We start from the raw sequence: 21,940 nt of genomic DNA on the forward strand, positions 1-21,940 counted from the left end.
TTTCAACCCCGGCCCCCGCCCCCCTCCGGCTTTCAACCCCGGCCTCCGCCCTGCCCCCGGCTTTCAGCCCGGTACCCGTCGTTCGGCATTCAGCCCCGGCCGCGTCCCCGGGTTTCATCCCCGGCTTCGTCCCCGGTTCTGCCCTTGGGCTTCACCCCCGGCCGCGCCCCCGGTCTCGTCCCCGCCCCCGCCGCCCCCGACTCCTACCCGACTCCTCCCCGGCCCCGGGCCCCGCCCCGGATGCCGGGGGCCGAGCAGCACCACCAGGGCGGCCCTGCCCGGCACGGGCGCGCCGACCCGCCGCCAGCCGGTCCGCTCGTACAGGCGCAGGGCCGCCTCGGCCCGCACCGAGGTCAGCAGCCAGCAACGGCCGCCCGGAGCGGCCCCCGTCACCGCGTCCAGCAGTGCCGCGCCCAGCCCGCAGCCGTGCGCCTCCGGCGTGACCGCCAGCTCGTTCACCTCCAGCGCCCCGCAGAGCCACGCCCGCGTGCGCGCCGGCCCGAGGGCTTCGGCGACCTGCCCGTAGCTCCGGTCGGCCGGAAAGACCTCCGGGGTGACCCAGGCCGTGGCGAAACCGGTGACCGTCCCCCCGGCCGTCGCCACCGCCGCCGTGAACCCGGGCCGGAGCGCGTCCCGGGCGAGCCGTTCCGCGTAGGCGTCGGCTCCCGCCGGGTCCTCGTTCCAGGGCGGGGCGGAGAAGGCGCTCGCGTACACGTCGCGGATGTCGTCGGCGTACCGGATCACCTCACCGGCCCTCGCTGTTCGAACCTCGGTCGTCATGCCACCGTCCCTCCCCACCCATCGGCGAACCACCGGCAGGTCACCGGCGCCGCGGGGAAACCCTAGGGGGCGGTGCGAGCGCGAACTGCCGTACCCGGCACAACCCTTCGTCGGATGAGCCCGTCTGAAGGGGTACGAGCGGCCACTCGACTCCCCCCGATTCCGTGTCAGCCAAGTACGCCGCGGTGACGGGCGGACGGCGCTTTCCCGCTGTCCGCCCGCCCGTCACCGTCGCAGTCAACGCTCCAACAGAAGGAGTCTCCGTGACAGCCCGAGCACTCGGTACCGGTGTGGTCCTGGCCCTCGCCCTCGCCACCGCGGTCATCGCACGGCCTGCGACCGCCCACGCCGCCCCGGCCCCTGCCCCCGGCCCGCAGGGCCCCCGCGCCGACTTCAACGGCGACGGTTATCCGGACCTGGCGTTCGCCGCGCCCGGGGCGACCGTGAAGGGGTTCAAGGGCGCCGGATACGTCGGTGTGGCGTACGGCTCCCGCAACGGGGTCAAGGACTCCGCGAAGAAGGTGTTCACGCAGGCCTCGGCCGGCGTCCCCGGCACTCCCGAGGCCGGCGACGCCTTCGGCAGCTCCATCACCTCAGCCGACCTCGACCGGGACGGTTACGCGGACCTGATCGTCGGATCGCCCGGCGAGAAGATCGGACCGGCCGAGTTCGCGGGCGGCGCCGCCACCGTCCTGTGGGGCGGGCCCGGCGGCCTGGCGGGCGGGGCGCCCCTGCTCTCCGGCGAGGAGTACGACGACCTCGGGCGCGGGCTGGCCGTCGGAGACTTCAACGGCGACGGCGCCCCCGACCTCGTGATCCGGGGCGGCGCCACCCTGCGCACGCTCACCGGACCCTTCACCCGGGACGGCGCGGCGGCGGCCGGGGGCGAGATCCCGAACCTCGACGACGAGCGCTACCTCGATGCGGCGGCGGGCGATGTCAACGGTGACGGGCGCGACGACCTCGCCGTCCTCGTCAACGACGGCGACGAGTTCGACGCCCGCCGCATCCACATCGGCCTCGGCACCCCGGCCGGGCTCGGCCAGGAGCTCACCCGCGTCAAGGGGAAGGACGGCTACCCGCTGGAGGGCGGCGAACACCTCGCCGTCGGCAACGTGAACAACGACCAGTACGCCGACCTCGCCGTCGGGCGCGCCGTCGACGGGTACGACAGCGATCTGGACCTGCCGCTCGCCGAGGGCGGGATGCTCACCTACGTACCGGGCGGCGCGACCGGACCGCAGGGAACCAGGGCCGTCGTCCTCAACCAGGACTCGCCCGGCGTCCCCGGAGCCGCCGAGCACGGCGACGGATTCGGCGCGTCCGTGGCCATCGGGGACACCAACGGCGACGGCTACGGCGAGATCGCGGTGGGCGTCCCCGGCGAGGACCAGGGCACGGTGGTGAACGCGGGCGGCACGGTCGTTCTCCCCGGCACAGCCACCGGCCCCGCGGGCAAGGGAAGTTACGGCTTCAACCAGGGCACCCCGGAGGTCGTGGGGGCCGTGGAGAAGGACGACCGGTTCGGCGGGGCGGTCTCCCTGCGCGACCTGAACGGCGACGGCCGGACCGAGCTTGCCGTGGGTGCGCCGGGTGAGAACGCGGGCGCGGGCGCCCTGTGGGTGTTCCCGGCCGCCGCCTCCGGCCCGGCGGCCAAGGGCTCGTTCAGCTTCGGGCACGGGACGCTCGGCACGGTCGCCACGAAGGCGGGCCTGGGTGCCGCCTTCAACCGCTGACGGCTGACCGCCGTTCCGCGTGCGGAAGCCCGGCTCGGCTCTCCGGAGGAGTGCGGGCCGGGCCGCCGCGAGACGGCCCCCGTCACACGTTGGGCACCTTGAGCCGGTCCCAACTGCTCCTGCCGGGGATGCCGTCCGCGTCGCCGCCCGTGTAGCCCAGCTTGCGCTGCCACGCGGCGTACGACTTCCGGTCGGCCTCGGACCAGGACGGGCCGGGGCCCACCGCGTACCGGCCGCAGCCCACGGCCACCAGACGCCTGCCCATCGCCGTGATGACGGCGCTGTTCCGGCCGGCCCTGAAGAACGCGGAGCCCGGAAACGGCTCGTACCGGGGCTTCGGCGGCTGGGAGGGGCCGTCCGGGGGGCCGCCCAGCCGCTTGCCGATCCGGGTACGCATCGAGTTCATCGTGAAGCCGCGCGGGTCGACCTTGCCCGGCTGCCACTCCAGGTGCCCGATCACGGAGCGCTGCGACCAGCCGTGCGCCCGGCAGACCGCTGCGGCGGCCCGCTCGATCGCCAGCAGCTGGGCCGCCGGCCAGGGGTCCTTCCCGTCCCCGAGGTTGATGCACTCGAAGCCGTAGAAGTGCCGGTTGCCATCGGTGTTGGCCTCGTTGTCCGGGGGCAGCGCCTTCTCCGCGATGACGGCGCGCAGGACGTCGTCGTCACCGAGCCCGGCGTGGTTCGCCCGCCCGTTCCCCACGAGGTGGACGGTCCCGTCCTTGGCGATGACGCCGTGGCAGAGCGGTCCCGGCAGGGCGGAGTGGCCGTCGTAGCAGAGCTCGACGGAGGATGCGGTGCCCGAGGTGACGGTGTGATGGATCATCACTCCGTGCGTGGGGCCCCAGGGGCCCTTGTGATTCCGGTTGTTGGTTCGCCAGCTCCGGTGTTCGAGGACGTGGAGTCCTTCGGCGCGGAGGGCCTTGAGCAGCTTGTCGGCGGAAAGCGGCGTCGCCATCGCTGCGCTCCTTTCCCTGATGGTGCGTGTTGTACGCAGGCGCTCGGGTGGGGTGACGGCGGGAGGGGGCGGACGGACGGCGGCAGGGAGCCGCGGAGGCCGGCCGGGGGTGAGGGGGCGGGGCGAAGCGGGGTCCGGTGCCGCGGAAGAGATTCCGCTTTCGGAGCCCACACGATCGATTTGCCCGTTTCCATGCCCTGATGAACGTCCCGCCGGGCCGAAGGTTTCATCGCACCCGAACTCCCGTCCGAGTGCGCCCGAACTCCCGCTCGAAGGGTGTGGATCCCGGGTGTATCGCCCTGCTCCCGTCGGCGTATGCGGCCGGGCGCCGTGCCTCCTACCGTGAGGGGGTGATGACCTTGGAGCGCTGGGCCGCCCGGATGCGGGCGCTGCCGCCGATCGTCGCGGACGTGCTGGTGGTGGCGGTGGTGGGCGCGTTGACCGCCGCCGACGCGGCCGCCGACGAGCCCGGCCACCGGCAGGCCGACACGCTGACCTGGGCCCTCCTCGTGGTCTCCCTGGCGGCGCTCGCCGGCCGCCGCCGATGGCCCGTTCCGGTGGTCTGCGTGACCGGGGCGGCCTGCGCCGGGTGGGCGCTGCACGGGCACATCGGCGAGCTGCTGAACCTCCCCGTGATCGTGGCGCTGTACACGGTCGCGGTGCTGGGGGACCGTCGGCGCACCCTGTGGACCGGGGCGATCGCCGCGGCGGTCTTTGGTCTCGTGGCGTTGAAGGTCGGCCGGGACGTGGTCAACCCCCAGGGGCTGCCCGTCCTGGAGATGGTCTGGCCGCTCGTCCCGCTGCTGCTGGGCGAGGTGGTACGGACCCGCCGGGAGCTGCTCGCGGAGTACGCGGCGCGTGCCGCACGGGCCGAGGAGGACCGCGAACGGGAGGCCGCCCGCCGGGTCCGCCAGGAGCGGGTGCGGGTCGCCCGGGAGATCCACGACATCCTCGCGCACACGGTGAGCGCGATGACCGTGCAGGCCGGTGTGGCCCTGGACGCGCTGGACGCCGCGCCGGAGGTGTCGCGGCGGGCGATGATCCAGGTGCGCGCCTCGGGCAAGGAAGCCGTACGGGAACTGCGCGCCACGCTGTCCGTGCTGCGCGCGGCGGAGTCCACGGCCCCCGCTCCGCGCCTCGATCAGCTGGACGGCCTGGTGGCGGGGGCCGAGGCGGGCGGCGTACGGGTCGACCTGCGGCGGGACACGCGAGGCGCCGCTCTCCCGGCGGTCGTCGAGGCCACGGCGTACCGGATCGTGCAGGAGGCGCTGACCAACGTGGTGAAGCACTCCGCGGCGCGGCACGCCGCCGTATCGGTGACCTGCGAGGGGGGCCGGCTGATCGTCGAGGTGGTGGACGAGGGCCCACCGGCGCGGCCGCCCGCGGCCCCGGACTCCGAGCGGGGCTTCGGGCTGCTCGGCATGCGGGAGCGGGCGGTCGCGGTGGGCGGAGGCGTCCGTTGCGGTCCGGTCCCGGGCGGCGGATTCCGCGTCCGCGCCGAACTGCCCACGGAGCCCGGACCAGCAACGGAAGCCGGATCACCGACGGAGGCCGAACGACCGGCGGAGGCCGGATCACCGACGGAAGCCGGACGGCCGACGGAGCCCGGACCAGCAATGAAAGCCGGATCACCGACGGAAAGGGCCGGACCACCGGCAGAGCCCGGACCACCGACGGAAGGAACGGCCCCGTGAGCGACGGAGGGAGCGACCTGATGACCGACGGAGGAGGCGGCTTGATGACCGACGGAGGAAGCAGCCGGATCACCGACGGAGGAAGCGGCCGGATCACCGACGGACGGAGCGGACCATGACCGTCCGTGTGGTCCTCGCCGACGACCAGACCGTCGTACGGGCCGGATTCCGCGCCCTCCTCGACCTCACCGACGACCTGGTCGTCGTCTCGGAGGCGGCCGACGGGGCCCGGGCCGTCGAGGCGGTCCGCACGACCCGCCCGGACGTCGTCCTGATGGACATCCGGATGCCCGGCGTCGACGGCCTGGAGGCCACCCGCCGGATCGCCGGGGACCGCTCCCTCGACCAGGTCCGCGTGGTCATGCTGACCACGTACGAGATCGACGCCTACGTCTTCGAAGCACTCCGCCACGGCGCTGCGGGCTTCCTGCTCAAGGACATCGAGCCGGACGACCTGCGCACCGCGATCCGCACGGTCGCGGCGGGCCGGAGCCTGCTCGCCCCCGCCGTCACCCGCCAGGTGATCGAGGAGTTCGCCCGGCTGAAGGCCCCCGAGGCGGCGGGCGCCGAACGGCTCGCCGTGCTGACCGGCCGGGAGCGCGAGGTGATGGCGCTCGTCGCAGCCGGACTGTCCAACGACGAGATCGGCCGGGCGCTGATCATGAGCCCGCTGACCGCGAAGACCCATGTCAGCCGCACCATGACGAAGCTGGGAGCCCGCGACCGGGCGCAGCTGGTGGTCCTGGCGTACGAAACCGGCCTGGTGAGACCGGGCGACCGCTGAGTGGCGGGCGGGGGTACTCCGGCGGGAGCAGCGCCCGACTCCCGCCGGAGGATTCGCCACCGGGGGCCCGCTCGTAGCGTCGGCCGCATGATCGAAGCAACGGAACTCACCAAACGCTACGGCGACCGGACCGCCGTCGACCGGCTGTCGTTCACCGTCCGCCCCGGCCGGGTGACCGGCTTCCTCGGCCCGAACGGCGCGGGCAAGTCGACCACCATGCGCCTGATCCTCGGCCTCGACTCCGCTACCGCGGGACGGGTCACCGTGGGCGGCAAGGACTATGCGGACCTGCCCGTACCCCTGCGGGCGGTCGGCTCGCTGCTGGACGCCGAGGGCGTCCACGGCGGCCGTTCCGCCTACCACCACCTGGCCGGACTCGCCGCGAGCAACGGCATCCCGCGCCGCCGCGTCGAGGAGGTCCTCGATCTGGTCGGGCTGCCCCCGGAGACGGCCCGTCGGCGCACCCGGGGCTTCTCGCTCGGCATGGCCCAGCGGCTCGGGATCGCGGCGGCGCTGATCGGGGACCCGGAGGTGCTGATCCTCGACGAACCGGTCAACGGCCTCGACACCGAGGGCATCCGCTGGATCCGGGGGCTGATGCGGTCGCTGGCGGCGGAGGGCCGCACGGTGTTCCTCTCCAGTCACCTCATGAGCGAGATGGAACTGACGGCCGACCACATCGTCGTGATCGGGCAGGGCCGGCTCCTCGCCGACACCGCCATGCGCGACTTCATCGCGGCCAACTCCCGCGCCCACACCCTCGTACGGTCTCCAGAGCCGGAGAAGCTCAGGGCCCTGCTGGAAGGGGCGGGGGCCCAGGTGCGGCTGGAGGCCACGGGCGGCTGGCGGGTCGAAGGGCCGGACGCCGCCGCCATCGGCGACCTGGCCCGCGACCACGGCGTCGCCGTCCACGAACTCACCCCCGCCCGCTCCTCCTTGGAGGAGGTCTACACGGCGCTCGCGCAGTCCTCGGCCGAGTACCGGAGCGCGGGCCGAACCGAGCGCCGAACCGGGGGCCGGAGCGAGGACCGCACCGGCCATGAGCCCGCAACGCCTCGCCGGAAGGAGACAGCCCGATGACGACCTCCGCTCTCGGATCCCGGGCCCTTGCCTACGAGTGGATCAAATTCCGCAGTGTGCGCTCCACGGTGTGGACGACGGTGGCGACCGCCGTACTCCCCGTGCTGGGCGCGGTGTTCGTCGCCACGACCGGGAGCCTCCAGCCCGACGACACGGTCCTGGGCGGCAGCCTCACGCTCTCCGTCGTCGCCCAGATGCTCGCGGCGGTGGTGGGCGTGCTGGTGGTGACGGGGGAGTACAGCAGCGGCACCATCCGGACGACGTTCGCGGCCCGCCCCCGCCGCTCCACGGTCCTCGCCGCCAAGGCCGCGCTGGTGGCGGGCGTGATGTACGTCCTCGCCCTGGCCTCCTGCACGCTCGCCTACCTCGTCGGGGACGCCCTGCTGCCCGAGGGCCGCTACGCGCAGGGCGAGCCGCTGCCCGCCCTGTTCGGGATCGCCGCGTCCTTCGCGGTGGCCGCCGTGCTGGGCCTGGCCGTCGGCACCCTCGTACGCCATTCCGCCGGAGCGGTCACCACGGTGATCGGCCTGCTGCTCCTGCCGTCTCTGTTCGGCCCGCTGCTCGGTGACGCGGAGCGCTGGATCGCCGGCCTCTCCCCGACAGCCGCTCTGGAGAAGCTCACCCAGACCTCGGACGCCGCCGCCGACGCGGTGGGCAGCCTGGGCCCCTGGCCCTCCCTGCTCCTGGTCGCCGCGTACACCGCGGCGCTCACGCTCGGGGCGCTCGTGCTGCTCCGGCGCCGGGATGTGCGGTGAGGCCGGGCTCATCGCTTACGCCGTCATGACGCCGGGCCCGCTACCGTCCCCCTGACCGACGAAAGGCCCTCCTGGGCGGAGGGCCTCACGGTCGTGCGCTCGGTGCGCCCCCGGCAGGACTCGAACCTGCGGCCAAGCGCTTAGAAGGCGCCTGCTCTATCCACTGAGCTACGGGGGCCGGGAGTCCTGATCGGTGGTTCCGTGGCCGTGCCGGGACAAGGATAGGGCTCCGATCCCCTGGACCCGGTTGCTTCACCTGCGTGGCACGATGTGGAGGTTCAGTGAAGCGAACCGATAATCGCAGGTAGGTGCGATTCCCGCAGCGCTTTTCGCGCGCTCTGCGCCGGGTGTTGTGCAGTCGTTATGCCCCTGCCCCACTCGTCCCCTCTGTCCTGACTCTGTCCAGAGGGTGGAACCGCCGCGCAGAGGGGTCTATACGCTTCAAAAAGGCTTCAAAATTGGGCATTCTTCGCATGTGGTGACCATGGACGTACGGCCTCAGCTCATCGACGCACTTTCCGCCCTGCGCGACCGTGTCGCCGCCGTGCGTCTCCCCCTGCCCCTGCCCGGGGCCGAACGCGCCCGGCAGACCAGGGTCGAACTCCTCGCCCAGCTCGACGACTACCTCCTGCCACGCCTCAAGGATCCCGAGGCGCCACTCCTCGCCGTCATCGGAGGATCCACCGGGGCCGGGAAGTCCACCCTGGTCAACTCGCTGGTGGGGTGCCGGGTCAGCGAGGCCGGGGTGCTGCGGCCCACCACCCGGACCCCGGTGCTGGTCTGCCACCCGGACGACCACCACTGGTTCGCCGGGGTGCGGGTACTGCCGCAGCTCACCCGGATCTGGCTGCCGCCGGGGCAGGCCCCCGACCCCGACGGTCTCGACGAGCTCGCCGCGAGCGGGGAGGACGGAGAGGCGGCCCTGCGGGTGGAGACCGCCGTCAGCCTGCCCCGCGGGCTCGCGCTCCTCGACGCGCCCGACATCGACTCACTCGTCGTCCGCAACCGGGTCCTCGCCGCCGAACTCATCTGCGCCGCCGACGTCTGGGTCATGGTCACCACCGCCTCGCGCTACGCCGACGCCGTGCCCTGGCACCTGCTGCGTACCGCGAAGGAGTACGACGCCGCCCTCGTCACCGTGCTCGACCGGGTGCCCCACCAGGTGATCGCCGAGGTCTCCCGGCAGTACGCGGCCCTGCTGACCCGGTCCGGACTCGGGGACGTACCCCGCTTCACCATCCCCGAGCTGCCCGAGTCCACCGGCGGTGGCAGCGGACTGCTCCCCACCAGCGCCGTCGCCCCGCTGCGTGCCTGGCTCGCCCACCGCGCCCAGGACCCCGCCGCGCGGCAGCAGGCGGTGGGACGTACCGCCTCCGGCGTCATCGAGTCGCTCAACGTGCGGATGCCCGCCCTGGCCTCCGCCGTCGCCGCCCAGTACGCCGCCTCCGTACGCCTCACCGCCGCGGTCGACGAGGCGTACGGCAAGGAAGCCGGCCGGGTCCGCCGCCGGCTGAAGAACGGGGCGGTGCTCTCCGGGGACGCGCGGACCCGGTGGCGCGGCTACCCCCTCTACAGCTCGCCCGAGGAACTCCTCGACGCCCTCGTCGACAGCCTGGTGGCCCTGCTCCAGTGCTCGGTCTCCGCCGCCGACGAGCAGATCCGCACCCACTGGCGCCGCGAACCGGCCGGGGCGCTCTTCCGGTTCCAGGACGCCGGACGGGACGCCGGGGGCTGGGGGCCCGCCGAGGACGTCGAAGGGCGGATCGCCGTCGCCGTACGCCGGTGGCGCCGGGTCCTCGAAGAGCTCGCCGAGGAGGAGGTGCGCCAGCTCGACCGCAGTGTGGCGCCCGCCCCCGAGAACGTCGCAGCGCTCCTCGCGGCCGCCCTGCTCGGCGGCCGGCGCGCCCGTGCGGCGGGGGAGCAGCTCGCCGAACGCATCGGAGCCCAGAGCGCCCTGCGCCTCCGTGACAAGGGCGGCGAGCTGCTGACGAGCTCCCTCGACCAGATCCTCGGCGCCGAGCGTGAACGCCGCCTCGCCCCGCTCGACGCGCTCGACGTCGCCCCCGAACCCCAGGCCGAACTGATCGCCGCGCTTTCCGTACTGCAGAAGGAGAGGTGGCAGCGATGACTGCCGTCACGGACGAGGACCACGGCAAGGGGAAGGCCGACAGCGCGGCGAAGCCGGACGGACGCGAGAACGGCCGCTGGGACGACGGGCTCATCGCCCGGCGCGCGGCGGCGGCCGAGGCACGCGAAGCGGCGGAAACCGCGCCGCACGCCCCCGCCGACGACACGGAGCCGCAGGTCGAGGCGTACGCCGCCGCCGAGGGACCGCTGCCCACCCGGCTCGACGCCCTGCGCGAACTCGTCGGACTCTCCCGCGCCCGGCTCGACCGGGACACGCTCGCCGAGGCGGGCCGCGTCCTGGACGAGGCGGCGGCCAGGCAGCGGCTCTCCTCCCGGCACACGGTCATCGCCGTCGCCGGAGCCACCGGCAGCGGGAAGTCGACCCTGTTCAACGCGCTCGCCGGGGCCCCGATCTCCGACACCGGGCTGCGTCGGCCCACCACCTCCCAGCCCATCGCGTGCAGCTGGACCGACGGGGCGGCGGGACTGCTGGACCGGCTCGCCGTCCCCGGGCGGCTGCGGCGCAGGCCCCACCCGGGGCCCGCCGCGTCCGACGAGGCGCTCCAGGGGCTCGTCCTGGTCGACCTGCCCGACCACGACTCGGCGGCCACCGAGCACCGCGACCAGGTGGACCGGGTCCTGGCCCTGGTCGACGCGGTGATCTGGGTCGTCGACCCGGAGAAGTACGCCGACGCCGCTCTCCACGAGCGCTACCTGCGCCCGCTGGCCGGACACGCGGAGGTCACCTTCGTCGTCCTCAACCAGACCGACCGGCTGCCCGGCGAGGCCGCCGACCTCGTCCTCGACGACCTCCGCCGCCTCCTCGACGAGGACGGCATCGCGCTCGGCGAGCACGGCGAGCCCGGCGCCACCGTCATGTCCCTGTCCGCGCTCACCGGCGACGGAGTCCCCGAACTCCGCGAGATGGTCGGCCGGTTCGTCTCGGACCGCACCGCCGCCACCCGCCGTCTCTCCGCCGACGTGGACGCGGCGGCGGCCCGGCTGCGCACGGTGTACGTGGCCGAGGGGCGGCCCGGTCTGGGGGAGCGGGCGCGGGAGGAGTTCACCGACCGGCTGGCCGAGGCCGTCGGCGCGGCCGCCGCCGGACAGGCCGCCGAGCGGGAGTGGCGCCGCAACGCGAGCCGGGCCTGCGGGACACCGTGGCTGCGGCTCTGGCGCTGGTACGAGAACCGGGGCCTGCCCGGCAGCCTGGACCGGATGAGCCAGGCGCTCACCCCGCCCGAGGAGGAGCTGACGGCCCGGCAGCGGGTCGAGCAGGCGGTCCGGATCGTCGCGGACGACGCCGCGGACGGGCTGCCCGGACCCTGGGCGCAGGCGGTGCGCGAAGCCGCGTCCACCGGTGCGCAGGGGCTGCCCGAGGCGCTGGACGAACTGGCGCTCCAGGCCGGGGCCCCCGGTGCGTCCAAACGGGGCGGCGGGACGGAGACGGGGAAGAGCGCGGTCCCCCAGCTCGGCGGGCGGCCGCCCAGGCCGCCCCGGCCGAAGTGGTGGCCGGCGGCGGTGCTGGCCCAGGCGTCGATGACGCTCCTGCAGGTCTTCGGCGGCCTGTGGCTGGTCGGCCAGATCGTCGGCGTCCTGGAGCCGGGGCTCGTCACCCCCGCGCTCATCATGCTGGCCGGGGTCGTCGGCGGCCCGCTCGTCGAGTGGGCCTGTGCCGCGGCCATCCGGGGACCGGCCAGACGGTACGGGCAGGACGCCGAGCGGCGGCTGCGCGAGGCCGCGGCCGGCTGCGGCCGGGCCAGGGTCCTGGACCCGGTCGCGGCCGAGCTGGTGCGCTACCGGGAAGTGCGTGAGCGGTACGTGACGGTGACGAAGTTTTCCACAACCGGCCGGTAGTCCACAGGCCCCGACGCGATTCCTTTCCGGCGCCCACCATGGAGTGCGTACGGCACCGCCGTACTTCCGTACGACGGGGTGTGGGCGGTGCGGTGCGGCACGAGATGCGGCACGGCGAGGAAGACAGGAAGACAAGGAAAGCGGGGCGGGAAATGAACGAGACCCTGGTGACCCTGGTGGGCAACGCGGCGACCGCGGTGGACTTCCGGGAGACGGCCACCGGAGGAATGGCGCGATTCCGTTTCGCGGTCACACCGCGCCGCTGGGACCGCGGGAAACAGCTCTGGGCCGACGGCCGCACCAGCTTCTACACCGTCTGGTCCTGGCGGACGCTCGCCGCGAATCTCGCGGCCTCCGTTTCGGTCGGAGAACCCCTGGTCGTGCACGGCAGGTTGAAAATCCGTGAGGAGGAACAGGCTGGTCAGCGCCGGACGTTCGTCGACGTCGAGGCGGTCGCCGTCGGCCACGACCTGGGCCGGGGCACGGCCGCGTTCCGCCGAATGCCCCGGATGGAACCGCAGCTGACGGAGCGTCCGGAGCGCGTCACGGAAGGCGACACGGGGGAGCCGCCCAATGAGCGGGAAGAGGTCGGCGCAATGGCCGCGGTGTCCTGAAGAGGCTGTTCGTGACGCGTCCGGACGGCAGCCCGCGATAACGATTCCGATTCGGAATGGTTGGCGAAGGGCGGTACGGGGGATCGCCCTCCGCCCGTTCCTTAGGATTCCCAGTGCTCACGGGTCACTTGAGTCTGCTGGCGAGGCATTCCCCACGCGCGCACCATGTGCAAGGGCCTCGCCCGGAGGGGAATTCTGTGTTTTCTGCGCCTTCAGCGTCCGCCGCGTCGTCCAGTACGGCAGGAGCGGACCCCGGCCGCGGGATCCTCCGCCCGGTCGCCGCGCTGCTGCTCTCCGGTCTCGTCGCGGCCGCCGCGCTCGTCGGCGCCGGACCGGCGGCTGCCGACGACTCCAGCCGGCACCACGGCGGAGCGGCCGCGGTGCTCGACGGACTGAAGACCTTCGACAGCGCCGTGCTCCGCATCGCGGGGGAGGGCGGCGCGCCCGACCGGACCCAGGAACTGCCCGCCGGACTGTTCGAGATGACCGTGGACGGCGGCGGCAAGCTCAAGACCTACTGCATCGACCTCCACAACCCCACCCAGGACCAGGCGAAGTACCTGGAGACCCCCTGGGCCGAGACCTCCCTCGGCACCAACCGGAACGCCGGGAAGATCCGCTGGATCCTCCAGAACTCCTACCCCCAGGTCGACGACCTGGCCGCGCTCGCCGAGGCGGCCGGCACCGGTCCGCTGACGGAGCGGACCGCCGCGGCGGGGACCCAGGTCGCCATCTGGCGCTACTCGGACGACGCCGACGTCACCGCGTCCGACAAGCAGGCGGAGAAGCTCGCCGACTGGCTGCAGCGCAGCGCACGCCGGGAGAAGGAGCCCCGCACCTCGCTGACCCTGGAGCCGGCCGCCGTCTCCGGCCGGGCCGGGGAACTGCTCGGTCCGGTGACCGTGCGCACCGCCGCGGACCAGGTCTCGGTGTCGCCCCCGGTGGACGCGGCCGCCAGCGGGATCCAGGTCACCGACAAGAAGGGCACCCCGGTCACCGAGGCGTCCGACGGGGACCGCCTCTTCTTCTCCGTGCCGAAGGACACCGCCGACGGCACCGCGTCCCTGGCGGCCCAGGCCACCACCTCCGTGCCGGTCGGCAGGGCCTTCGCCGGGACGGGCCGCACCCAGACCCAGATCCTGGCCGGTTCCAGCGAGTCGACCGTCTCCGCGCGGGCCACCTCCACCTGGGCCGAGTCCGGAGCCGCCCCGGCGGTGACCGCACGGAAGAACTGCGCGAAGGGCGGGGTGGACGTCACTGCCGTCAACCGGGGCGACGAGCCGTTCACCTTCGAGCTGGCCGGCGAGGAGCACACCGTCGCCGCGGGGGCGACCGGCACGGTCACCGTCCCCGTCGCCGAGGACCAGGCGTACGACGTCACCGTCACCGGCCCCGCCGGGTTCAGCCGCACTTTCACCGGCGTGCTGGACTGCGCCACCAGCGGCAGTGTCCTGGAGGAGGGAGAGGATGCGGGCGGCGCGGGCAACGACGTCGGCACGCGGAGCGCCGAGCGGTCCGTCCCGGCCACGACCGGCTCCGCCTCCTCGGGGCTGGAGGGCGACCTCGCCGCCACGGGGGGCTCCAGCGCCACCCCGATGCTCGCCGCCGTCGCCATCGGCCTGCTCGTCGTGGGAGGCGCCGCGGTCTTCGTCCTCCGCCGGAAGAAGCCGGGCGCCGACGGTGAGTGAGTGAGCCCGCGCGGAAGGTGATTCCGTTCGCCGTGTCAGGCGGCGGGGGTGGTCTCCGGGCCGTCGGGCGGGAGAGAGGGAAGCGGCGGAGGGCCGATCCGCTGCCCTCCGTCGTCATCGTTCCTCGCCCCGAGGTCGGCGCGCATCGCGGCACGCATCCTCTCCCATCGCTCCCACAGGTGATCGAAGTCCGACCGCAGGCCTTCGAAGGACCCGTCCGGGTCGGGAGTCCCCTCGTCGAGGGACATGACCCGGCGGTACACCTCCGACAGTGCCGCTGTCATCCCGTCCAGCTCGGCCAGAACCGCCGCGGAGGCGATCAGCTGAGCCTGTGCGAAGGTCGCGTGATGATCGCGTCGGGCCTCCTCGACCCGCTCCCGCACCTCTGGTGTCACCGTCCCCTTCTGGAGGGTCCACAGGAGGTCCATGAGGTGCGTTCGATAGCGCCGGAACGACGCGTTGACCTGCATGTACCCGTCGCGTCGGCGGCTCAGTTCAGCCACCTGCTGCTCGCGCCGCCACTGCGCCTGCGCCGACAGCTGCTGACGATCGAACTGCTCCGCCTGCACGCGGGCCAGGAGGCGGTGCGACAGGACGGAGGCGATGAGCGTGCCGGTGACGCCGACGACCGCGGCAGCCAAACCGATGAGAGCACTTCCCATGGAGCTCCCCCCGGGGCCGGCTGGGACAACCACGTCGTCGCCATTCTTCCCGCGACGCGGCGGCTACAACCGGTGACATTCGGCTGGGAGTCCGTACCGCGAGGTTGGCTGCTCAGGGGCCTCCGGCGAGGACGGGTTTCCTTCCGGAGGTGGACGTCAGGCAAGATGGGGTGTATCTGCCCACACCTCTACTGCTGCCGGACGGTTTCTCTTGGCTGAGTACATCTACACCATGCGCAAGACGCGCAAAGCGCACGGCGACAAGGTGATTCTCGATGACGTCAATCTGAACTTCCTGCCCGGTGCGAAGATCGGTGTCGTGGGCCCCAACGGCGCCGGCAAGTCCACGGTGCTGAAGATCATGGCGGGCCTGGAGCAGCCGTCCAACGGTGACGCCTTCCTGTCGCCCGGCTTCACCGTCGGCATCCTCATGCAGGAGCCGAAGCTCGACGAGTCGAAGACCGTCCTGGAGAACGTCCAGGACGGCGCCGCCGAGACCATGGGCAAGCTGAAGCGCTTCAACGAGGTCGCCGAGCTCATGGCGACCGACTACTCCGACGCGCTGATGGAGGAGATGGGCAAGCTCCAGGAGGACTTGGACCACGCGAACGCGTGGGACCTGGACGCCCAGCTGGAGCAGGCCATGGACGCCCTGGGCTGCCCGCCCGGCGACTGGCCGGTCACCAACCTCTCCGGTGGCGAGAAGCGCCGGGTGGCGCTCTGCAAGCTCCTCATCGAGGCCCCGGACCTGCTCCTCCTCGACGAGCCCACCAACCACCTGGACGCCGAGTCGGTGAACTGGCTGGAGCAGCACCTCTCGAAGTACGCGGGTGCCGTCGTCGCCGTCACCCACGACCGGTACTTCCTCAACAACGTCGCCGAGTGGATCCTCGAACTCGACCGCGGCCGCGCCATCCCCTACGAGGGCAACTACTCCACCTACCTCGACAAGAAGGCCGCCCGCCTCAAGGTCGAGGGGCGCAAGGACGAGAAGCGCCAGAAGCGCCTCAAGGAGGAGCTGGAGTGGGTGCGGTCGAACGCCAAGGGGCGCCAGACCAAGTCCAAGGCCCGTCTCGCCCGTTACGAGGAGATGGCGGCCGAGGCCGACAAGATGCGGAAGCTGGACTTCGAGGAGATCCAGATCCCGCCGGGGCCCCGGCTCGGTTCCATCGTCGTCGAGGTCGAGAACCTCTCGAAGGCCTTCGGCGACAAGGTCCTCATCGACGACCTGTCGTTCACGCTGCCCCGTAACGGCATCGTCGGCGTCATCGGCCCGAACGGCGCGGGCAAGACCACGCTGTTCAAGATGATCCAGGGCCTGGAGACCCCCGACAGCGGCACGGTCAAGATCGGTGACACGGTCAAGATCTCCTACGTCGACCAGTCCCGCGCCAACATCGACCCGAAGAAGACCCTCTGGGCCGTCGTCTCGGACGAGCTGGACTACATCAACGTCGGCCAGGTCGAGATGCCGTCCCGCGCCTACGTCTCCGCGTTCGGCTTCAAGGGCCCGGACCAGCAGAAGCCGGCCGGGGTCCTCTCCGGTGGTGAGCGCAACCGCCTCAACCTGGCGCTGACGCTCAAGGAGGGCGGCAACCTGCTGCTCCTCGACGAGCCCACCAACGACCTCGACGTGGAGACCCTGTCCTCGCTCGAGAACGCGCTGCTGGAGTTCCCCGGTGCCGCGGTGGTCATCTCCCACGACCGCTGGTTCCTGGACCGTGTCGCCACGCACATCCTCGCCTACGAGGGTGACTCCAAGTGGTACTGGTTCGAGGGTAACTTCGAGTCGTACGAGAAGAACAAGATCGACCGCCTCGGCCCGGACGCGGCCCGCCCGCACCGTGCCACGTACAAGAAGCTCACGCGAGGCTGATCGTCTTGGCCCGTCACCTCTACAGCTGCCCCCTGCGCTGGTCGGACATGGACGCCTTCGGCCACGTCAACAACGTGGTCTTCCTCCGCTACCTGGAGGAGGCGCGCATCGACTTCATGTTCCGGCTGGCGCCCGGGGACGGTTCCCCCTCGTTCTCGGGCGGGTCCGTCGTGGCCCGGCACGAGATCGACTACGTACGGCCGCTGGTCCACCGGCACGAGCCGGTGACCGTCGAGTCGTGGGTCACGAGGATAGGCGCCGCGTCCCTGACGATCGCCTACGAGATCAAGGACGCCGAGCAGGTGTACGTACGCGCCTCGACCGTCGTCGTGCCGTACGACCTGGCGGCGGAGCGGCCCCGGCGGATCTCCGCCGAGGAGAAGCTCTTCCTCCAGCAGTACCTGGCAGAGGAGCCCGCCGCGGCATGACCGTGCCTGTGCAGTCGCTGCTGTTCGCCGACCCGAGGGAGGCGGCGGATCTCGCCGCCTTCCTCGGTCGGCTGCTCCACTACGACCGGGCCGCCGCGGTCCGGTTGCAGGCGGGCGGCGGCGACGCGCTGGCTGTGTTCGGCCGCCCGCCCTCCTTCGAGGTCCTCGCCATCCGCACCGCCCGCCTGGCCCGCCCCGAGACGCTCGACGTCACGGTGTCGGCGGGGGAACTGCTGGAGTCCCTCCACGTTTCCGGTGATGCCGACGGTCCCGGCGAGGGCCCGGGGGAGCGGGGCGGTGTGCTGCCCGCGCCGGTCACCGGGCCCCCCTGGACCGGGGTCCTGCCGCCCCGGGGGCCCTGGCGGGAGCAGGAGGGGCTGCCCGGCCCCGACGCCCTGCGCGCCGCCCTCGACGAGGCCGTCGCGGAATTCCGTACGCGGGACGAGGCGCTGCCCGAGGAGTCCCGCACCCGCGCCGAGCGCGACCGGATCGGCCGCGAGATCTGGTCCCGGCCGGTCGGCACGACGGACCTGCCGCTGCGCGCCGTGCACGCCGCCCAGTCCCTCGGCTTCCTCCGCCCCGACCCCGGCTTCCCCGTGTCGCTGCTCGCGGCCGGCGGCTGGCTGCGGCTGCGGACCCCCTTCGGCTCCATCGCGCTGCGCCGCGACCCGGTCGGCGGTCTGGGCGGGCCCGGCGGGCTCAGCCTCTCCGTCGGACGCGGCTGAGCGGTCGAGCGGCGCGGCCCGGCCGATTCGTCGGGTGCCGCCCGGCCCATCGAGTGGTGCGGCCCGGCCGAACCGTCGGGCGGTGCCCCGGCCATCGAGCGGTACGGCGGCCCGGCCGAGCCGTCGGGCGCGTCGGAACCGCCCTGCCTCCACGCCCCGGCCGCGCCGTTCTCGGACGCGCCGGAACCGGTCGGCATCTCGGACGCGCCAGAACCGGTCGGCTCCCGGATGCGCCGGTTCCGTCCGGTCGGCCGTCGGCCGTGTCGTCCCGCTACTCCTTCTCCGTTGCGCCCGCCCGCCCGGCCGCCGACGCATCCGGCCGGCCGCCCTCCGACGCCTCGTGCGCGTCCGGCCAGACGCCGATGTGGTCCTGCTCCAGCTCCAGGAGCACCCGGTGCTCCATCCCCAGCGCCTGCGTGTAGTCCGCGGGCAACTGGAGCCGTCCCGCTCGGTCGAGCATCGCGTACTCCCGGGCCACCTGCGACTCCTGCCCCGTCGCCGCGTCGACCTCCGTGCGGCGCAGCACCTCGGAGGACGTACGGCCGTCGCGGATGGCGACCGTACGCCGGACCTCGTTCGCGACCGCCTGGTCATGGGTGACGATCACGATCGAGGTGCCCAGCTCCTCGTTGGCGCGCCGGAACGCGGCGAAGACCTGCTCCCCGGTGGCCGAGTCCAGCTCGCCGGTCGGCTCGTCGGCCAGCAGCACGGACGGGTCGTTGGCCAGCGCCACCGCGATGGCCACCCGCTGCTGCTGCCCGCCGGACAACTGCTGGGGCCGCCGGTCACGGCAGTCCGCGATGTCGAGCATGGCGAGCAACGACTCGGCCCGGGAGGCCCGTTCGCGCTTTCCGGCCCCGCCGCGCAACTGCATGGGCAGGGTGATGTTCTGGATCGCGGTGAGATACGGCAGCAGGTTGCGGGCGGTCTGCTGCCAGACGAACCCGACCACGTCGCGCCGGTAGCGCAGCCGCTCCTTCGGGCCCATCGACAGCAGATCGCACCCCGCGACCTTCGCCGAGCCCGCCGTCGGGACGTCCAGCCCGGCCAGGATGTTCATCAGCGTCGACTTGCCGCTGCCCGACGCACCCACCAGGGCCATCAACTCGCCTTCGGTGACGAGCAGATCGAGACCCTGAAGGGCCTGGACCTCCACCCCGTCCGTGGTGAAGATCCGCACCACCCGGTCGCAGGCGATCAGCGCGTCGTGCCCGTAGGAGGGGCGGTCGCGGCGGGCCGCGGCCCGCCGCTCCAGCTCCGCGAGTGTCGTCCCGGCCGCGCGGGCCGTGCCTGCCGTCTCGGTGGACGAGGTCATCGGGAGTCTCCTGCCCTGAGTTCGGTGATCGATCCGCGGCGGCTCGCCCACCACGCCTGAACGCCCGCGACCGCGGCGGTGAGTGCCACCACCCCGGCGGCCGGCAGTACCAGCGACCAGAGGTCGGCGCGGACCGCGACGGGGCTCGTGTCCGATCCGGCGACGCCCGCGAGCGCCAGCGGCACCAGGTCGACGCCGGGGGAGAGCAGGACGATGGCCGCCCAGCCGGTGAGCAGCCCGCCGCCCGCCGCCAGCAGCGCCTGCGGTGTCGCCTCGAAGGCCAGCAGCCGCCGCCCCTGCCCGGTGGTGAGCCCCATCGTCCGCAGCCGCGCCAGCAGCGTTCTGCGCTCAGGCGCGGTCCGGAGCAGCGACAGCAGAACGGCCAGCAGCGCGTATCCGGCACCCGCCGCGACGGCCGCCAGGTAGATCCGCTGGGCCCCCGCCTGCATCGGGGTGTCGACGTACCGCGCGCGCTCCTCGGACCGCAGCTGTACGTCGAACTCCCCGCCCGCCCCGTTGGCCGCCGCGCGCAGCTCCTTCGGGTCGGGGGCGCCGGTGAGCAGCAGCGTGGTGGGCGCCCGCTGCTCCAGCGAGGCGGAGTCGACGATCAGGAAGTTCGAGGTGGTGAGCGACGCCACCCGCTCGACGGTCCCGACCACCCGGACCGAGAAGTTCCCGGACAGCGTGTCGAGCGCGTGCGTCTGCCGGCCCAGCCGGGCCGCCACCGCCGGGGAGGCGATGACCGGCAGCACACGCTCCGGGCCGGACTCCGCGCCCTCGGACGCCGCCGCGGAGCCGGTCGCCCTCAGCAGGCCGCCGGGGAAGGCCGGCACCCCGGTCGTGCGGGCCAGCCGGGTGTACGAGGCCGGGTCGACGCCCACCAGGGTCATCGCCCTCGCCCCGGTGGCGGTGCCGCCACCGGGGTCCGCGGCCGGACCCGTGACCGCACCCCCGCCCTCGGTACCCCTGCCGTCCGCACCGCCGTCACCGGCCGCCGCCGTCGGCAGGGCCACGCCGAACTCGACCCGCAGCGGGGCCGCGCTCCGTACCCCGTCCAGGTCCCGGACCGTACGGACCAACGCGTCGGGCAGCGTCGCCCGTTCGCTTGCGCCGCTGACCCGTGCGTCCGCGCCGACGGTCGTCAGCGCCGCGTCGTCCCGCGCGTCCCCGATCCCGGCGACGACCGAGCCGCCGAACGCCGCCGTGGCCAGCGCCAGCAGCAGGGCCAGCAGCGGCAGTGCGCCGCCGGCCGAGGAACGGCCGGCCCGGGCCAGCGCCAGGAAGCCGATGGCCCCGCGCAGCCGGGCCACGGGGCGCGCGGCGAGCCGCAGGGGCAGCGGATGGAGGCGGACCAGCACCAGCGCCGCGATCAGCGCCACCAGCACGGGTGCCGCGCTGACCAGCAGATCGGTGCCGCCGGACGTGCCGCGACGGCGCAGCGCCGTCACCGCGCCCACCGCCAGGACGAGCAGGGTCAGTTCGGCGACGGTCCGCCGACGCGAGGGCCGGGCATCCACCATGTCCTCGCGAGCGCCGTGCAGGGCCGGCCGGATGTGCTGGAGCGTCGTCCGCAGAGGCAGTGCGACACACACCAGAAGCCCCACGCCCGCCGCTGCCAGCGCTGCCGGCAGCCACCGGGCCTCGCCCACGGCGAGTACCGCGAGGAGGAGTCCGAGCGCGCTCGCGGGCACCACGGTCACCGCCGTCTCCGCGAGCAGCCGGCCGCCGATGCCGCGCAGCGAGCCGCCGCGCGAACGCATCAGCGCCAGTTCGTCCTTGCGGCGGGAGGCGATCAGCGCACCCGCCATCACCAGGACGACGGCGGCCACGGAGCCGATACCGAGGGCGGCGACGGCGATCACCGCCGCGATCGCGTCCCGCATCCGCGCGTTGGCCTCCACGATGTGGCCGAGCCCGGTGAGGACCGCCGCGGTGTCCCCGGCGATCGCCCGCACCTCCAGCAGCCCGGGGCCGCTCTCCAGCGAGTCGATGACCGATGCCAGCCGGGAGCCGTCCGGCCCGGTGAGGGCCGTGGCGTCGGGCGGGAACCGCCAGAACAGCGACGGGTCGGTGGCGGTGGTCAGGAGCGCGGGGCCGGCGTCCTCGGCCAGCAGGACGGTCCCGGTCCAGTAGTTCTGCGGGAACGGGCTCTCCGGGTCCGGGATCAGGGACGGGGAGCGCACCAGCGGATCGGCGGACCAGTAGCCGCCGAGCGGGTCCCGGGGGGCGACGACACCGGTGATGGTCACCGTCAGCGGGCCCCCGACCGCGGTGGGCACCCGCAGGACCGAGCCGGTCTTCATGTTCAGCGCGGCCGCGGTCTCCTCGGTGACCGTGCCCTGCACCGCACGCGAGGCGGAGGTGACCTCGGCGGGCGTCACCGGCCAGGCGCCCGAGACCAGCCGGGCGTGCTTCTCCAGCCCCGTCTGCGCCGCGTACGAGAGCCGCGGCGGCACCGCGTCGGGCCTCGGCAGCCACGGCTCGGTCGCGAGCACCGGCTTCGTGGTGCGCACGCCGTACGCCACGTCCGACGTGTCCACGCGCAGCGGCGCGGGCAGCGCCTCGACGAGCGCGCCCCCGATCCGCTTCAGCTCGGGGCTCCGCACCCCGGCCTCCCGCTCCTCCCGCGACAGTTCGAGTCCCGGCTGCGGCCGGATGACCTCCACGGCGCTGCGTCCCGGGTCGGCCAGCCGGATGTCGTGGCGCAGCCCCTTCGTCTCGTACGCGTCCACGGCCCGGGGGAACGCCGCGGCGAGGAACGCCGTCACCAGCACCAGCACCGCGAGGGCCAGGGCCGTGCCGGGTGCGCTGCGCAGCCGGGTCCGTATCCAGGGGGCACTCGCCGCCCGCTTGCCGTCACGCAT

The 21,940-nt window shown here is 73.6% G+C and carries 17 protein-coding genes and 1 tRNA gene; 12 read left to right on the plus strand and 6 right to left on the minus strand.

From position 1 onward, the window contains the following. Positions 1–114: 114 nt before the first annotated feature. Positions 115–780 (minus strand): GNAT family N-acetyltransferase, encoded by a 666-nt coding sequence (locus KME66_RS23345; RefSeq protein WP_216325574.1) that lies wholly within the window; start codon positions 778–780, stop codon positions 115–117. Between the two features lie 263 nt (positions 781–1,043). Here KME66_RS23345 and KME66_RS23350 point away from each other — a divergent pair, with 263 nt between their 5' ends. Beyond that, positions 1,044–2,516, plus strand: a complete 1,473-nt coding sequence (locus KME66_RS23350; RefSeq protein ID WP_216325577.1) for an FG-GAP-like repeat-containing protein — start codon at positions 1,044–1,046, stop codon at positions 2,514–2,516. Between the two features lie 82 nt (positions 2,517–2,598). Here KME66_RS23350 and KME66_RS23355 read toward each other — a convergent pair whose 3' ends face one another. Further along, positions 2,599–3,471 carry a peptidoglycan-binding protein gene (locus KME66_RS23355; protein ID WP_216325579.1) on the minus strand — a complete coding sequence of 291 codons (873 nt, stop codon included), beginning with the start codon at positions 3,469–3,471 and terminating at the stop codon, positions 2,599–2,601. A 353-nt stretch (positions 3,472–3,824) separates the two neighbouring features. Here KME66_RS23355 and KME66_RS23360 point away from each other — a divergent pair, with 353 nt between their 5' ends. The 4 genes from KME66_RS23360 to KME66_RS23375 all read left to right on the plus strand — a co-directional run bounded on the left by KME66_RS23360 (position 3,825) and on the right by KME66_RS23375 (position 7,784). Beyond that, on the plus strand, positions 3,825–5,165 hold the full coding sequence (locus KME66_RS23360; RefSeq protein ID WP_253208616.1) for a sensor histidine kinase: 1,341 nt from the start codon (positions 3,825–3,827) through the stop codon (positions 5,163–5,165). A 115-nt stretch (positions 5,166–5,280) separates the two neighbouring features. Next, complete coding sequence (locus KME66_RS23365) at positions 5,281–5,949, plus strand: response regulator transcription factor (RefSeq protein ID WP_216325582.1); 669 nt, start codon at positions 5,281–5,283, stop codon at positions 5,947–5,949. 87 nt (positions 5,950–6,036) lie between these two features. Next, on the plus strand, positions 6,037–7,029 hold the full coding sequence (locus KME66_RS23370; protein WP_073216541.1) for an ABC transporter ATP-binding protein: 993 nt from the start codon (positions 6,037–6,039) through the stop codon (positions 7,027–7,029). Continuing rightward, on the plus strand, positions 7,026–7,784 hold the full coding sequence (locus KME66_RS23375; RefSeq protein WP_073216543.1) for an ABC transporter permease subunit: 759 nt from the start codon (positions 7,026–7,028) through the stop codon (positions 7,782–7,784). Before KME66_RS23370 ends, KME66_RS23375 begins: the two co-directional genes overlap by 4 nt. 105 nt (positions 7,785–7,889) lie before the next feature. On the opposite strand, the gene KME66_RS23380 is transcribed toward KME66_RS23375, so the two are convergent. Beyond that, positions 7,890–7,962 (minus strand) — tRNA-Arg (locus tag KME66_RS23380). A gap of 306 nt (positions 7,963–8,268) precedes the next feature. On the opposite strand from KME66_RS23380, the gene KME66_RS23385 reads away from it, so the two are divergent. The 4 genes from KME66_RS23385 (at position 8,269) to KME66_RS23400 (ending at position 14,070) form a co-directional block, all read left to right on the plus strand. Further along, positions 8,269–9,912, plus strand: coding sequence for an ATP-binding protein (locus KME66_RS23385; RefSeq protein ID WP_216329577.1), 1,644 nt, complete (start codon positions 8,269–8,271; stop codon positions 9,910–9,912). Beyond that, positions 9,909–11,768, plus strand: coding sequence for a GTPase (locus tag KME66_RS23390; RefSeq protein WP_216325587.1), 1,860 nt, complete (start codon positions 9,909–9,911; stop codon positions 11,766–11,768). The genes KME66_RS23385 and KME66_RS23390 overlap by 4 nt, the downstream gene beginning before the upstream one ends. A 152-nt stretch (positions 11,769–11,920) precedes the next feature. Beyond that, positions 11,921–12,382, plus strand: coding sequence for a single-stranded DNA-binding protein (locus KME66_RS23395; RefSeq protein ID WP_073216550.1), 462 nt, complete (start codon positions 11,921–11,923; stop codon positions 12,380–12,382). A 197-nt stretch (positions 12,383–12,579) separates the two neighbouring features. Beyond that, a complete protein-coding gene (locus KME66_RS23400; RefSeq protein WP_216325590.1) occupies positions 12,580–14,070 on the plus strand; it encodes a Cys-Gln thioester bond-forming surface protein in 1,491 nt (496 codons plus the stop codon). Between the two features lie 35 nt (positions 14,071–14,105). Here the strand turns inward: KME66_RS23400 and KME66_RS23405 are convergent, their stop codons facing one another. Next, positions 14,106–14,732 carry a hypothetical protein gene (locus tag KME66_RS23405; protein ID WP_216325593.1) on the minus strand — a complete coding sequence of 209 codons (627 nt, stop codon included), beginning with the start codon at positions 14,730–14,732 and terminating at the stop codon, positions 14,106–14,108. A gap of 211 nt (positions 14,733–14,943) precedes the next feature. Between KME66_RS23405 and ettA the strand changes: the two genes are divergently transcribed. Genes ettA through KME66_RS23420 form a run of 3 tightly spaced genes read left to right on the plus strand, consistent with a single transcriptional unit; the run spans position 14,944 to position 17,761 of the window. Further along, positions 14,944–16,608, plus strand: coding sequence for an energy-dependent translational throttle protein EttA (ettA, locus tag KME66_RS23410; protein WP_216325596.1), 1,665 nt, complete (start codon positions 14,944–14,946; stop codon positions 16,606–16,608). 5 nt (positions 16,609–16,613) lie between these two features. Beyond that, a complete protein-coding gene (locus tag KME66_RS23415) occupies positions 16,614–17,036 on the plus strand; it encodes a thioesterase family protein (RefSeq protein WP_073216559.1) in 423 nt (140 codons plus the stop codon). Beyond that, the gene (locus KME66_RS23420) at positions 17,033–17,761 is read left to right on the plus strand and encodes a hypothetical protein (protein ID WP_216325599.1); all 729 of its coding nucleotides are present in this window, start codon (positions 17,033–17,035) and stop codon (positions 17,759–17,761) included. Before KME66_RS23415 ends, KME66_RS23420 begins: the two co-directional genes overlap by 4 nt. Before the next feature lie 271 nt (positions 17,762–18,032). Here the strand turns inward: KME66_RS23420 and KME66_RS23425 are convergent, their stop codons facing one another. Then, on the minus strand, positions 18,033–19,076 hold the full coding sequence (locus tag KME66_RS23425; RefSeq protein ID WP_216325602.1) for an ABC transporter ATP-binding protein: 1,044 nt from the start codon (positions 19,074–19,076) through the stop codon (positions 18,033–18,035). Continuing rightward, positions 19,073–21,940 (minus strand): ABC transporter permease, encoded by a 2,868-nt coding sequence (locus tag KME66_RS23430; RefSeq protein WP_216325605.1) that lies wholly within the window; start codon positions 21,938–21,940, stop codon positions 19,073–19,075. Before KME66_RS23430 ends, KME66_RS23425 begins: the two co-directional genes overlap by 4 nt.

Origin of the sequence: Streptomyces sp. YPW6 (assembly GCF_018866325.1) — a bacterium.
Classification (GTDB): Bacteria; Actinomycetota; Actinomycetes; order Streptomycetales; family Streptomycetaceae; genus Streptomyces.